This window comes from Acinetobacter pittii ATCC 19004 = CIP 70.29, from assembly GCF_000369045.1.
Lineage (GTDB): Bacteria > Pseudomonadota > Gammaproteobacteria > Pseudomonadales > Moraxellaceae > Acinetobacter > Acinetobacter pittii.
Map to the genome: position 1 here is coordinate 1 of NZ_KB849785.1, position 13,542 is coordinate 13,542.

Annotated in this window: 8 protein-coding genes, 2 tRNA genes and 3 rRNA genes; 4 read left to right on the forward strand and 9 right to left on the reverse strand. The window is 42.0% G+C overall.

The annotated features are described in order from the left end of the window. Positions 1-35 precede the first annotated feature (35 nt). The 7 genes from rrf to estA form a co-directional block, all read right to left on the reverse strand. A 5S ribosomal RNA gene (rrf, locus tag F928_RS04055) occupies positions 36-150 on the reverse strand. A gap of 187 nt (positions 151-337) precedes the next feature. Continuing rightward, positions 338-3,228: ribosomal RNA gene (locus F928_RS04060) — 23S ribosomal RNA — on the reverse strand. A gap of 352 nt (positions 3,229-3,580) precedes the next feature. Beyond that, positions 3,581-3,656: transfer RNA gene (locus tag F928_RS04065), tRNA-Ala, on the reverse strand. A gap of 55 nt (positions 3,657-3,711) precedes the next feature. Then, positions 3,712-3,788: transfer RNA gene (locus F928_RS04070), tRNA-Ile, on the reverse strand. A gap of 59 nt (positions 3,789-3,847) precedes the next feature. Then, positions 3,848-5,385, reverse strand: a 16S ribosomal RNA gene (locus F928_RS04075). Together the 16S, 23S and 5S rRNA genes with 2 tRNA genes alongside form the textbook arrangement of a ribosomal RNA operon. A 389-nt stretch (positions 5,386-5,774) precedes the next feature. Beyond that, positions 5,775-6,332: a peptidylprolyl isomerase gene (locus F928_RS04080; RefSeq protein WP_002115463.1), complete on the reverse strand. Its 558-nt coding sequence runs from the start codon at positions 6,330-6,332 to the stop codon at positions 5,775-5,777. A 160-nt stretch (positions 6,333-6,492) separates the two neighbouring features. Further along, on the reverse strand, positions 6,493-7,563 hold the full coding sequence (gene estA / locus F928_RS04085; protein ID WP_002115445.1) for an alpha/beta hydrolase: 1,071 nt from the start codon (positions 7,561-7,563) through the stop codon (positions 6,493-6,495). Between the two features lie 210 nt (positions 7,564-7,773). On the opposite strand from estA, the gene F928_RS04090 reads away from it, so the two are divergent. Beyond that, positions 7,774-8,088: a hypothetical protein gene (locus F928_RS04090; RefSeq protein WP_002115473.1), complete on the forward strand. Its 315-nt coding sequence runs from the start codon at positions 7,774-7,776 to the stop codon at positions 8,086-8,088. Between the two features lie 166 nt (positions 8,089-8,254). Here F928_RS04090 and F928_RS04095 read toward each other — a convergent pair whose 3' ends face one another. Both F928_RS04095 and F928_RS04100 read right to left on the reverse strand, forming a co-directional pair. After that, positions 8,255-8,485 (reverse strand): hypothetical protein, encoded by a 231-nt coding sequence (locus F928_RS04095; protein WP_000733015.1) that lies wholly within the window; start codon positions 8,483-8,485, stop codon positions 8,255-8,257. A 392-nt stretch (positions 8,486-8,877) separates the two neighbouring features. After that, entirely contained in the window at positions 8,878-9,744 is an 867-nt protein-coding gene (locus F928_RS04100) for an MBL fold metallo-hydrolase (RefSeq protein ID WP_002115431.1), read from the reverse strand. Between the two features lie 107 nt (positions 9,745-9,851). Here F928_RS04100 and F928_RS04105 point away from each other — a divergent pair, with 107 nt between their 5' ends. The 3 genes from F928_RS04105 to dnaK all read left to right on the forward strand — a co-directional run bounded on the left by F928_RS04105 (position 9,852) and on the right by dnaK (position 13,521). Next, positions 9,852-10,745: a LysR family transcriptional regulator gene (locus F928_RS04105; RefSeq protein ID WP_002115418.1), complete on the forward strand. Its 894-nt coding sequence runs from the start codon at positions 9,852-9,854 to the stop codon at positions 10,743-10,745. A gap of 162 nt (positions 10,746-10,907) precedes the next feature. Beyond that, positions 10,908-11,462, forward strand: coding sequence for a nucleotide exchange factor GrpE (grpE, locus tag F928_RS04110; protein WP_002115470.1), 555 nt, complete (start codon positions 10,908-10,910; stop codon positions 11,460-11,462). A 118-nt stretch (positions 11,463-11,580) separates the two neighbouring features. Then, on the forward strand, positions 11,581-13,521 hold the full coding sequence (gene dnaK, locus F928_RS04115) for a molecular chaperone DnaK (RefSeq protein WP_002115449.1): 1,941 nt from the start codon (positions 11,581-11,583) through the stop codon (positions 13,519-13,521). Positions 13,522-13,542: the final 21 nt, after the last annotated feature.

The window sequence follows — 13,542 nt, forward strand, 5'->3', positions numbered from 1 at the left end:
CCCCATTCATTAGAATGGGGGTGTTTAGAATAATGAGCTGGCGATGACTTACTCTCACATGGGTAACCCCACACTACCATCAGCGCTAAGAGGTTTCACTTCTGAGTTCGGGAAGGGATCAGGTGGTTCACTCTTGCTATGGTCGCCAGCACAACTGTTTATGGATACTTGCTTCGTTTTATTCACTGTGTGATACGTTGCGTTTTCCAAATCTTTACAGATGGGCTGATTGGTCTGATTTTTCGTTGTTCATTTTAGCTAGTTGTTTAACTAAATCAAGTTGCTTTGCATGTTTATGAATCGATTGATGCTTTATATACAACTGCTTGGGTGTTGTATAGTCAAGCCTCACGAGCAATTAGTATTGGTCAGCTTCACATATCACTATGCTTCCACATCCAACCTATCAACGTCCTAGTCTCGAACGGCTCTTTAGAGGAATAAATTCCTAGGGAAATCTTATCTTGAGGTAGGCTTCCCGCTTAGATGCTTTCAGCGGTTATCCCTTCCGAACATAGCTACCCGGCGATGCGACTGGCGTCACAACCGGTACACCAGAGGTTCGTCCACTCTGGTCCTCTCGTACTAGGAGCAGATCCTCTCAAATTTCCAGCGCCCACGGTAGATAGGGACCGAACTGTCTCACGACGTTCTAAACCCAGCTCGCGTACCTCTTTAAATGGCGAACAGCCATACCCTTGGGACCTGCTTCAGCCCCAGGATGAGATGAGCCGACATCGAGGTGCCAAACACCGCCGTCGATATGAACTCTTGGGCGGTATCAGCCTGTTATCCCCAGAGTACCTTTTATCCGTTGAGCGATGGCCCTTCCATACAGAACCACCGGATCACTAAGACCTACTTTCGTACCTGCTCGACTTGTGGGTCTCGCAGTTAAGCGCGCTTTTGCCTTTATACTCTACGCGTGATTTCCGACCACGCTGAGCGCACCTTCGTACTCCTCCGTTACTCTTTAGGAGGAGACCGCCCCAGTCAAACTACCCACCAGACACGGTCCTCGTCCCGGATAACGGGACAGAGTTAGAACCTCAACATTACCAGGGTGGTATTTCAAGGACGGCTCCATTGGAACTAGCGTTCCAACTTCAAAGCCTCCCACCTATCCTACACAAGTAAGGTCAAAGTTCAGTGTCAAGCTGCAGTAAAGGTTCACGGGGTCTTTCCGTCTAGCCGCGGGTACACTGCATCTTCACAGCGATTTCGATTTCACTGAGCCTCTGCTGGAGACAGCGCCGCCATCATTATGCCATTCGTGCAGGTCGGAACTTACCCGACAAGGAATTTCGCTACCTTAGGACCGTTATAGTTACGGCCGCCGTTTACTGGGGCTTCGATCAAGAGCTTCGCTTACGCTAACCCCATCAATTAACCTTCCAGCACCGGGCAGGCATCACACCCTATACGTCCACTTTCGTGTTTGCAGAGTGCTATGTTTTTAATAAACAGTTGCAGCGGCCTGGTTTCTGCGGCTGTCGTCAGCTCAGGAAGCAAGTTCCATCACCAACAACAGCGTACCTTCTCCCGAAGTTACGGTACCATTTTGCCTAGTTCCTTCAGCAGAGTTCTCTCAAGCGCCTTGGTCTACTCGACCTGACCACCTGTGTCGGTTTCGGGTACGATTCCTGTGTAACTGAAGCTTAGAGACTTTTCCTGGAAGCATGGTATCAGCCACTTCACTGTACAAGTACAGCTTGCTATCGGATCTCAGTATAGAGTACCCCGGATTTGCCTAAGATACATACCTACATCCTTCCACCTGGACAACCAACGCCAGGCTGACTTAACCTTCTCCGTCCTCTCATCGCATTACACAGAAGTATTGGAATATTAACCAATTTCCCATCGACTACGCCTTTCGGCCTCGCCTTAGGGGTCGACTCACCCAGCCCCGATTAACGTTGGACTGGAACCCTTGGTCTTTCGGCGAACGGGTTTTTCACCCGTTTTGTCGTTACTCACGTCAGCATTCGCACTTCTGATACCTCCAGCATACTTCTCAATACACCTTCATCGGCTTACAGAACGCTCCCCTACCACTTGACTAATGTCAAATCCGCAGCTTCGGCACATAGTTTTAGCCCCGTTACATCTTCCGCGCAGGCCGACTCGACTAGTGAGCTATTACGCTTTCTTTAAAGGGTGGCTGCTTCTAAGCCAACCTCCTAGCTGTCTATGCCTTCCCACATCGTTTCCCACTTAACTATGATTTTGGGGCCTTAGCTGGCGGTCTGGATTGTTTTCCTCTTGACTACGGACGTTAGCACCCGCAGTCTGTCTCCCGGATAGTACTCATAGGTATTCGGAGTTTGCATCGGTTTGGTAAGTCGGGATGACCCCCTAGCCGAAACAGTGCTCTACCCCCTATGGTATTCGTCCGAGGCGCTACCTAAATAGCTTTCGGGGAGAACCAGCTATCACCAGGCTTGATTAGCCTTTCCCCCCTATCCACAAGTCATCCCCTGGCTTTTCAACGACAGTGGGTTCGGTCCTCCAGTTAGTGTTACCCAACCTTCAACCTGCTCATGGATAGATCGCCTGGTTTCGGGTCTATACCCAGCAACTAAACGCCCTATTAAGACTCGATTTCTCTACGGCTCCCCTATACGGTTAACCTCGCTACTGAATATAAGTCGCTGACCCATTATACAAAAGGTACGCAGTCACACCACGAAGGTGCTCCCACTGCTTGTATGCATGCGGTTTCAGGATCTATTTCACTCCCCTCACAGGGGTTCTTTTCGCCTTTCCCTCACGGTACTGGTTCACTATCGGTCAGTCAGGAGTATTTAGCCTTGGAGGATGGTCCCCCCATATTCAGACAAGGTTTCACGTGCCTCGCCCTACTCGTCATCATTATGTGTGCCCTTTCGTGTACGGGAATATCCCCCTCTACGTTCGCACTTCCCAGAGCGTTCCACTAAAACACACATAACTTAATGGGCTGATCCCCGTTCGCTCGCCGCTACTGAGGGAATCTCAATTGATTTCTTTTCCTAAGGGTACTGAGATGTTTCACTTCCCCTCGTTCGCCTTGCAACACTATGTATTCATGTTGCAATACCTACCTTAAAGTAGGTGGGTTCCCCCATTCAGAAATCTCCGGATCAAAGGATATTTGCCGCCTCCCCGGAGCTTTTCGCAGGCTATCACGTCTTTCATCGCCTCTGACTGCCAAGGCATCCACCACATGCACTTAATTACTTGACTATACAACCCCAAACAGTCGTCAACACCTACAAGTGAGTGTTGTCCGTGCGATTCTTCATCGCTACTATCTGTTGTCTGTGTACTTAAACACTGTACAGCTTCAATCTAAATTCATATACCAAAACGCTTGATTCAGTTAATTTGCTAGTTCTCAATTCATCTAGATTAATTGCTTAATCCAAACTCTTGAGTGAACAATTTATTTCAGACTCAATTTTGCCAATCTGTTAATGAATAAACACGCCTTCGTCAGGTCATGCTTAATACCGTGATACTTAAATCACAGAAGTTAATAAACCAAGATCTAAATCTCTATTTACTAATTTCTGTAATCCGAACTTCTCTTAAGTTCTGGTGGAGACTAGGAGAGTCGAACTCCTGACCTCCTGCGTGCAAAGCAGGCGCTCTACCAACTAAGCTAAGTCCCCAGCTTACATCATCAGTCATGTATCTTTTATCTATAACTTCAACCAGTCAAAGTCATGGTGGGTCTGACAAGACTTGAACTTGTGACCCCACGCTTATCAAGCGTGTGCTCTAACCAACTGAGCTACAGACCCTCAGATACATCTATGAAGAACAACTTGTTGTGGATTCTTACCAATCGTCAATCTTTCGTTAAGGAGGTGATCCAGCCGCAGGTTCCCCTACGGCTACCTTGTTACGACTTCACCCCAGTCATCGGCCACACCGTGGTAACCGCCCTCTTTGCAGTTAGGCTAGCTACTTCTGGTGCAACAAACTCCCATGGTGTGACGGGCGGTGTGTACAAGGCCCGGGAACGTATTCACCGCGGCATTCTGATCCGCGATTACTAGCGATTCCGACTTCATGGAGTCGAGTTGCAGACTCCAATCCGGACTACGATCGGCTTTTTGAGATTAGCATCCTATCGCTAGGTAGCAACCCTTTGTACCGACCATTGTAGCACGTGTGTAGCCCTGGCCGTAAGGGCCATGATGACTTGACGTCGTCCCCGCCTTCCTCCAGTTTGTCACTGGCAGTATCCTTAAAGTTCCCGACATTACTCGCTGGCAAATAAGGAAAAGGGTTGCGCTCGTTGCGGGACTTAACCCAACATCTCACGACACGAGCTGACGACAGCCATGCAGCACCTGTATGTAAGTTCCCGAAGGCACCAATCCATCTCTGGAAAGTTCTTACTATGTCAAGGCCAGGTAAGGTTCTTCGCGTTGCATCGAATTAAACCACATGCTCCACCGCTTGTGCGGGCCCCCGTCAATTCATTTGAGTTTTAGTCTTGCGACCGTACTCCCCAGGCGGTCTACTTATCGCGTTAGCTGCGCCACTAAAGCCTCAAAGGCCCCAACGGCTAGTAGACATCGTTTACGGCATGGACTACCAGGGTATCTAATCCTGTTTGCTCCCCATGCTTTCGCACCTCAGCGTCAGTGTTAGGCCAGATGGCTGCCTTCGCCATCGGTATTCCTCCAGATCTCTACGCATTTCACCGCTACACCTGGAATTCTACCATCCTCTCCCACACTCTAGCTAACCAGTATCGAATGCAATTCCCAAGTTAAGCTCGGGGATTTCACATTTGACTTAATTAGCCGCCTACGCGCGCTTTACGCCCAGTAAATCCGATTAACGCTTGCACCCTCTGTATTACCGCGGCTGCTGGCACAGAGTTAGCCGGTGCTTATTCTGCGAGTAACGTCCACTATCTCTAGGTATTAACTAAAGTAGCCTCCTCCTCGCTTAAAGTGCTTTACAACCATAAGGCCTTCTTCACACACGCGGCATGGCTGGATCAGGCTTGCGCCCATTGTCCAATATTCCCCACTGCTGCCTCCCGTAGGAGTCTGGGCCGTGTCTCAGTCCCAGTGTGGCGGATCATCCTCTCAGACCCGCTACAGATCGTCGCCTTGGTAGGCCTTTACCCCACCAACTAGCTAATCCGACTTAGGCTCATCTATTAGCGCAAGGTCCGAAGATCCCCTGCTTTCTCCCGTAGGACGTATGCGGTATTAGCATTCCTTTCGAAATGTTGTCCCCCACTAATAGGCAGATTCCTAAGCATTACTCACCCGTCCGCCGCTAAGATCAGTAGCAAGCTACCTCTCTCCGCTCGACTTGCATGTGTTAAGCCTGCCGCCAGCGTTCAATCTGAGCCATGATCAAACTCTTCAGTTAAAATCATTTTGCACCTTATTAAAGACAAGGTGCCAATTCTGGCTCATCAATTACTGACTTAAATTTCGCTCAAATAAACTTCGAGTAATTTAAACCAATCAATCAATGAAAATTATTTCGATTAATCAATCAGTAAAAATCCACACAAGTTGTTCTTCAATTCTCTTAATGATTTTTCTGCTCTTCGTCAGAGACAGAATTCAACGCAATATAAGCTTTCATCTTAACCCTGTAAGCTAAGATATTCTCGTGTATCGCGTCGGGATGAGTGCATTATAGGGAAAAAAAACTGGTACGCAAGCACTTTTATAAATATACACGTTCGACCGGTTCTTTTTCAGCCAGAAAAAACCTCAAAAATAAGCAAATATATGATTTATATAGTTAATTTATTTTTGAAGAGTTTTAAACTTTATATCTACTATCTTTATAGACTGTTTTGGTACGTTTTGATGCATACCATAGTTAGATGTAGGGACCTGAACAATACGGTCAACCACATCCATTCCTTTAATTACTTTTCCAAAAACTGCGTAACCCGGATTACCAGCAGAACGATTTAAAAAATTATTATCTGCAACGTTAATAAAAAACTGACTAGTAGCTGAGTCAGGATTTGCAGTACGAGCCATTGCCAGCGTTCCTCGTGTGTTAGCAATTCCATTTCCAGCTTCATTTTTGATAGGTGCTCGCGTAGTCTTTTCCTGCATATTTGCAGTAAGTCCACCGCCCTGCACCATAAAACCAGGAATTACACGGTGAAATATCGTATCCTTATAAAAGCCTGACTTTATATAGTCTTTAAAATTCTTCACACTCTTTGGTGCTTTATCATCATAAAGTTGTATTTCAATGTTGCCTAAATTTGTTTGCATTTCAACTAAAGTGTCAGCCCAGACTGAATGGCTGCTTATACCCAAACAACATAACATTAATAATTTTTTCATATCTTCCTACAATAAAATGCAAAACTTAATGATGAAGGATAAATTTAATCATCTATATAAAAGAATTCTAGTGAGTATTTATTATCTTTTATTTAGTACTTTATATTTTAGATTTGAGTATTAGTCCACGTTCCACGTGAAACATGGACTAAGCTTTTGTTTAACTATTTTTATCCCAGAACTTTCTGAAGTTCTTACTGATCTCGATAGTATATCTTTTTGCCTTTTTAGAAATAGGTGTCAAATTTATAAAACCATGGGTTTGATCTGGATATTCTTCATAATGCATTTTGACGCCATTTTGTCTTAGCTTATAGCTATAAATTTTCGCTTCATCATGCAATACGTCATGACCAGCCGTAATCACGAAAGCTGGCGGGTTCTTTTTCAAATTACCATAGGTTGGAGAAATAATCGGATCGTCTAATTCTACATTATGCTGAGTTGCATAATATTGGGTAACATAATTGATATCATTATCTGTTAAAACCAATCCTTCATTATAGGCATAGAAAGAAGGATGTCGGCTTTTAAAATCAACTGTAGGGTAAATGAGAAGCTGTGCTTGTGGAGCATAAGGTTTGTTTACTGATCGTTGAGCCACAACCGTACTGATATTGCCGCCTGCACTATCCCCTGCTACAGCAATACGATTTTTTAATATTTTTAGTTGTCTGCGATTTTGATATACCCAAGCTAATGCATCTTCACATGATTGGATTAAATGTTGAGGTGAGACCTCAGGTGCAAGTGGATAATCAATACTGAGTACTTGTACTTTTGCATATTTTGCCAATATACGACAAACCTCATCATGAGTATCTAAACCACCTACAACGAACCCTCCCCCGTGATAGAAAACAATCAGAGGTAATTTTTTATTCGGTGAAGGATGATAGTGTCTTGCGAAAATAGTTCCACTTTGAAGCGGCAAACGAATGTCTTCTACTGAATCAATTTCAGTTGATTTCTGGCGTATAGCCAACATTTGTGTATCAAACTGCCGTCTAGATTCAATAGGATCTGAACCAATGAAACCAATACGTCCCTGTTTAATTTGTACGGCCATCATACATTTAGTAAACGAGTCGAGCTCTGGGTATTGGTAGGCATATCCAAGGATTTTGGCAAGTGATTCTTGAGCTAATCGAGGTAACTTATCAAGAGCTCGAGCAGCAGGCCCTTGGCCCTTATCTAGCAATGTTTGAATTTTTTGATTAAATGCTGTCATGCCTATCTCCATGAATTCCTCTTATCCTTCATATTTTCTACAGAATTCTTTGTTGTTTGACTATATTCGCATACAACTCATGTAATCAAGATACAAAGGTAAAACCCAATCTACGCTAATCTGATTTATAGCAAATGTCATTAACAAATCTGTCGTTTAAAACAGGACTTTTTTGCCAATTATTGTTAACAGACAAAAGGAGATTGTGCTATGTCAGCAAAACTAGTTGTTACTTTATTAGCAACCAGTCTTTTAACTGTAGGTTGTGTTGCTTATACAGATGATCCTTATTACCGCGGTAGTTATGGTTACCATGATCATGATGATGATCGCTATGACCGCAATGATGGACGTCGCTATAGTGACTGGGAACGAAAACGCTGGGAAGAGCGTAAGAGAATATACGAACAACAACGTAAAGATGCTCGTGAACAGGACAAAAATCGTCGTGAGTGGGAAAAAAGACACCGTGAATGGGAGAAGAAAAGTGATCATGAACACCGAAATTATCGTCATGATGACTAATCTCATTACTATATAAAAAGCCCCAAAGAGATAAGTCTTTTGGGGCTTTTTTGAGAATTTTAAATTCTCTTAATTATAGAGTAATGAGTAGCAGCTCACTTCATACATAAATCGGCATCTTAAATATATGACTCTATAATTTTTTAACTGTTCTTATCGCTAAGAATTACTGAGCTGTCGCAGAACCTGAAACAGAACCAGAAGCACCAGCATCAACTTGACCTGGTTGTGCTTGACCAGAAACACCAGCGTCTACACCTACACCAGCTTGTACGCCAGATGGGCTAGCGCTAGTTTGAGCAGAACCTGATGCGTTTAAGCCAGCTTCAGATGCACAACCAACAGCTGTAAAAGCAACACCAGCAAGTACTACAGAGATAAGACCTAATTTTTTCATAATCGCTTTCCTTTCATTACGACAAACATTTAAATGCAAAGTTCATCTTCGCGCTGCCTATAATTCACAATTTTTTTTTCTGGCGTGCGTATCATTGGTTGTCTTTTGTGGTAATAGAAGTACAAATTGTGCAATTTTTTATTAAAATCTCTTCCTTAGCCTCACCTCTACCTTTTATATAGAAGCTACAACTTAAGCTTTTGTTTAATTTTATCAATTTCTAATTTTTATCTTAGCCTTTTACTCTACTCAAAAATTTTCTCTTTATAGAAACGCTATATAAGATGCGTAGAATGTTACAGAGACTTTTTACTTAAAAATGCCTTATCTCATCGAAAAAAGCCGGGTATAGACCACGGCTTTTTTGAATTTTTTTAGCGCTTCATCTTAAATTATGGCCATTGCATCTCGCCTTTTACAACTTTTGCGCCCAGCTCTAGGCTATCCACACTCTTCAATGTTGGATATTGTTTCTGCATGAGCTGACTTAGCTCACTCGCATTTTTACTTACTTTGACCGCTTTCTCATAGCTCTTGAGATAGTCGATAGAGAAGTTAACCGCATCCAAACCTTGTGGAGCTCCCTCAACCATATGAGCTGGAACAACTGTTTGAGGTTGGAGTGATTTAATACTTTCTAAAGCTTGAATCACTTCATTGCGATCTTTAACTTTTGGGGTATCTGCCATCCATAAATGAATACCTGAAGAGACAGGAATACCACCTACTACTGCTTTAGAAGAAGGAATCCATAAATAAGTGAGTTCTTTCTTACCTTTAATTTCGATCGACTCATTTTCTAACTTTAAAGTTTTAGCAGTATAAGCTTTAGGCACAATAATTTGACTAGGCGCATTTGCACCCATTTGTGGACCCCAATATTTCACTTTAAGCGCTTGAGTATCTTGGATATGTTTAACAGTTTCTGGTGTTGCAATGATTTGTACATTTGGGAAGTATTGTTTAAATACATCTAAGCCAAAGTAATAGTCCGGATCGCCATAACTTACGAAAATTGTCTTTAATGTTTTACCACTATCCAAAATATCCGCAGCAATACGTAATGCTTCAGATTTTGAGAATTGCGCATTTACCAACAGAACTTCTTTATCGCCTTCAATTAAAGTAGAAGTCACACCAAAATGTTCGGGTTTAGCCAAGAAACTTTGGATTTTCAAATCTTGCGCAAAAGCTGAGGAAGTTACTGTTAAAGCGGTAGCAGTTGCTAGGACTGAAGCAGTTAATTTAAAAAATTTCATTATGTATTCTCCAAATTCATGAGAAATACTTTAAATTGCAATTCTTGTAAGGTAAATGCACTAAATTAAGATAAACTGTTGCATATATTGTAACAATGATAAAGTATATGGACACATTAAAAGCCATACACGTCTTTGTTTCTATTGCTCAACATGGCAATTTAACCAAAGCCGCCGAACATCTAAATTATTCCCGTGCCATGGTTTCTCGCTATCTTGAGCACCTAGAGCACACCTTCTCAACTCGGCTATTTCAAAGAAATACCCGAAAAATATCTCTCACTCCAGCAGGTGAAAAAGCCCTACTCTACTGCGAGAATATTTTACAACAACAGCAACTTTTACAAGAGTTAGCCGCACCCGAACAACATAACGGTACGATTCGCTTGACCTGTGGTTTATTTTTATTTCAATTAGGGGTTGGAGAATGTATTCGCCAATTTAAACAGCAACATCCGCATATTCAATTTGATGTATATCTGACTGAAAATACAATGGACTTAATTGATGCACAGGTCGATTTAGCCTTACGTATAACGCAAAAAGTTGCAGATGGATTAATTGCACGACCTGTTTGTCAAATCGAGTCCATTTTCTGCGCTCATCCTGATTATTTAAAGCAACACAGCCCCCTCTCCCATCCAAGGCAACTTATTCAACATGAATGTTTAGCTCACCATAGCCAACATCAATTTTGGACACTTTTTGATAATGAACAGCAACCGCAGAATTATCCTTTAAACGTTACCTTTAAAAGTAATGATGTAAATGCTGTTTATGACATGTGTGTACATGCTCAAGGTGTGGCAATGTTACCGACCTTATTAGTTAATAAAGATTTAAAAGAAAAACGATTGGTGCCTTTATTTAAAAACTTTTCGGCTCCCGAATTAAGTTTGTCGGTGGTATATGCTTCAAGACAACATTTGCCCAAAATAACTCAGGAATTTATTGCTTTTATGATCGAAAATTTAAATTTTTACTTAAAACCGCAAAATTAAAAGTTTTAAATTGCCGTGTACGCTTGAATTTTTAGGCAATGCCCATACTTCATCCCTATTAATGAATTACAGCATATGCATGGCAGTTCAGGTTTTACCCAGTAAATGCTGATGCCAAAAGGACTGTACATGTTTAAAAACCCATTTAAACGGAGATCATCAATGGCTAATGAGCAAAATGAGCAAGCTCAAGACATTCAACACGAGCAAGCAGAGCAATCTAATGAGCAAACTCAGGCTGAAGGTGTAGAGCAAGCAAACGACGTTACCGTTGAATCTTTACAAGCGCAAATCACCAAATTAGAAGAAAGCCTAAAACTTGAAAAAGCACGTACTGCGAATGCAGTTTACGAAGCACAAAAAAGTGTAGAGCGTATTCAACGTGAGTCTGACAAGCATAAAGAGACTGTGCTTGAAAAATTTGCAAAAGAGTTACTAGATTCTGTTGATAATTTAGAACGTGCAATTCAAGCGGCTGGTGATGAAGAAACACCAGTACTTGAAGGTATTAAACTGACCTTGAAGTCGCTGTTAACCACACTTGAAAAATTTGGTGTTGTAGAAGCTGATACGAAAAATGGCTTCAATGCGGATTTACATCAAGCTGTAGGTATTGACCCAAATGCTAAAGCGAATGAAATCGGTAGCGTTTTACAAAAGGGCTATACGTTAAATGGTCGCTTATTGCGCCCTGCTATGGTTATGGTTGGTCAATAAATAATTTTTTGAGAGTTTTTAGATTTTTTTTCGCTAAAACGCTTGAAAAAAATAGATTCACTCTCATATCGGATAACAAGCAAAAACATTGCAAAAGAATTTTTGAGGAAAACGTCACATGGCAAAAATTATTGGTATTGACTTAGGTACTACCAACTCATGCGTTGCTGTACTTGAAGGCGATAAAGTAAAAGTAATCGAAAACGCTGAAGGCGCACGTACAACTCCATCGATCATTGCTTATAAAGATGGCGAGATCTTAGTAGGTCAAAGTGCTAAGCGTCAGGCAGTAACTAACCCGAAAAATACATTATTCGCTATCAAGCGTTTAATCGGTCGTCGTTATGAAGATCAAGCGGTACAAAAAGATATCGGTCTTGTACCTTATAAAATCATCAAAGCAGACAATGGCGATGCTTGGGTTGAAGTAAACGATAAAAAATTAGCGCCTCAACAGGTTTCTGCTGAAATCTTGAAAAAGATGAAGAAAACTGCAGAAGACTATTTAGGTGAAACAGTTACTGAAGCAGTTATTACTGTTCCTGCTTACTTTAACGATGCTCAACGTCAAGCAACTAAAGATGCGGGTAAAATCGCTGGTTTAGACGTTAAACGTATCATTAACGAACCAACTGCTGCTGCACTTGCGTTCGGTATGGACAAAAAAGAAGGCGACCGTAAAGTTGCAGTTTACGACTTAGGTGGTGGTACTTTTGACGTATCAATCATTGAAATCGCAGACCTTGATGGCGACCAACAAATCGAAGTGTTATCAACAAACGGTGATACTTTCCTTGGTGGTGAAGACTTTGATAACGCCTTAATTGAATTCTTAGTTGAAGAATTTAAGAAAGAACAAAGTGTGAACTTGAAAAATGATCCACTTGCGTTACAACGTTTGAAAGAAGCTGCTGAAAAAGCAAAAATCGAGCTTTCTTCATCAAATGCAACTGAAATCAACCTTCCATACATCACTGCTGATGCAACTGGTCCTAAACACTTAGTGATCAATGTAACACGTGCGAAACTTGAAGGTTTAGTTGCTGATTTAGTTGCTCGCACTATTGAGCCTTGTAAAATCGCACTTAAAGATGCTGGTCTTTCGACTTCAGACATCTCTGACGTGATCTTGGTTGGTGGTCAGTCTCGTATGCCACTTGTACAACAAAAAGTACAAGAATTCTTTGGTAAAGAGCCACGTAAAGACGTGAACCCTGATGAAGCAGTTGCAATCGGTGCTGCGATTCAAGGTGCTGTATTGTCTGGTGACAAAACTGACGTTCTTTTATTAGACGTAACACCATTAACTTTAGGTATTGAGACAATGGGTGGTGTATTAACACCAATCATTGAGAAAAACACGACGATTCCTGCGAAGAAATCACAAGTGTTCTCTACTGCTGCTGACAACCAGCCTGCTGTAGACATTTCTGTTTACCAAGGTGAACGTAAGATGGCTCAACAAAACAAATTGTTGGGTAACTTCCAATTAGGCGACATCCCACCTGCTCCACGTGGTGTACCACAAATTGAAGTATCTTTCGACATCAACGCTGATGGTATCTTGAAAGTATCTGCTAAAGATAAGAGCACTGGTAAAGAGCAATCGATCCAGATTAAAGCGAACTCAGGTTTGTCTGATGCTGAAATCGAAGCAATGATTAAAGATGCGGAAGCGAATGCTGAAGAAGATCGTAAGTTTGAAGAACTTGCAAAAGCTCGTAACGAAGCTGATGCATTAATTTCAAGCTCGAATAAAGCAGTTAAAGATCTTGGTGATAAAGTTACTGAAGATGAAAAAACTGCTGTGAGCACTGCAGTTTCTGAACTTGAAGCAGCAACTAAAGAAAACGATGTTGAAGATATCAAAGCGAAAACTGAAGCTTTACAAAACATCTTGATGCCTATCACTCAACGTGCTTATGAACAAGCACAACAAGCTGGTGGCGCTGAAGGCTTTGATCCAAATGCATTCCAAGGTGGCGATGCGGGTCAACAAAAAGCAGATGATGGCGTTGTAGATGCTGAATTCACAGAAGTAAAAGATGACAAAAAATAATTTGTCGCTTTAAAAAAGACC

Coding starts and splice junctions, on each gene's coding strand:
- dnaK (WP_002115449.1), top strand. CDS start 11,581: ATGGCAAAAATTATTGGTATTGACTTAGGTACTACCAACTCATGCGTT.
- F928_RS04100 (WP_002115431.1), bottom strand. CDS start 9,744: ATGAAATTTTTTAAATTAACTGCTTCAGTCCTAGCAACTGCTACCGCT.
- F928_RS04080 (WP_002115463.1), bottom strand. CDS start 6,332: ATGAAAAAATTATTAATGTTATGTTGTTTGGGTATAAGCAGCCATTCA.
- F928_RS04105 (WP_002115418.1), top strand. CDS start 9,852: ATGGACACATTAAAAGCCATACACGTCTTTGTTTCTATTGCTCAACAT.
- F928_RS04090 (WP_002115473.1), top strand. CDS start 7,774: ATGTCAGCAAAACTAGTTGTTACTTTATTAGCAACCAGTCTTTTAACT.
- estA (WP_002115445.1), bottom strand. CDS start 7,563: ATGACAGCATTTAATCAAAAAATTCAAACATTGCTAGATAAGGGCCAA.
- grpE (WP_002115470.1), top strand. CDS start 10,908: ATGGCTAATGAGCAAAATGAGCAAGCTCAAGACATTCAACACGAGCAA.
- F928_RS04095 (WP_000733015.1), bottom strand. CDS start 8,485: ATGAAAAAATTAGGTCTTATCTCTGTAGTACTTGCTGGTGTTGCTTTT.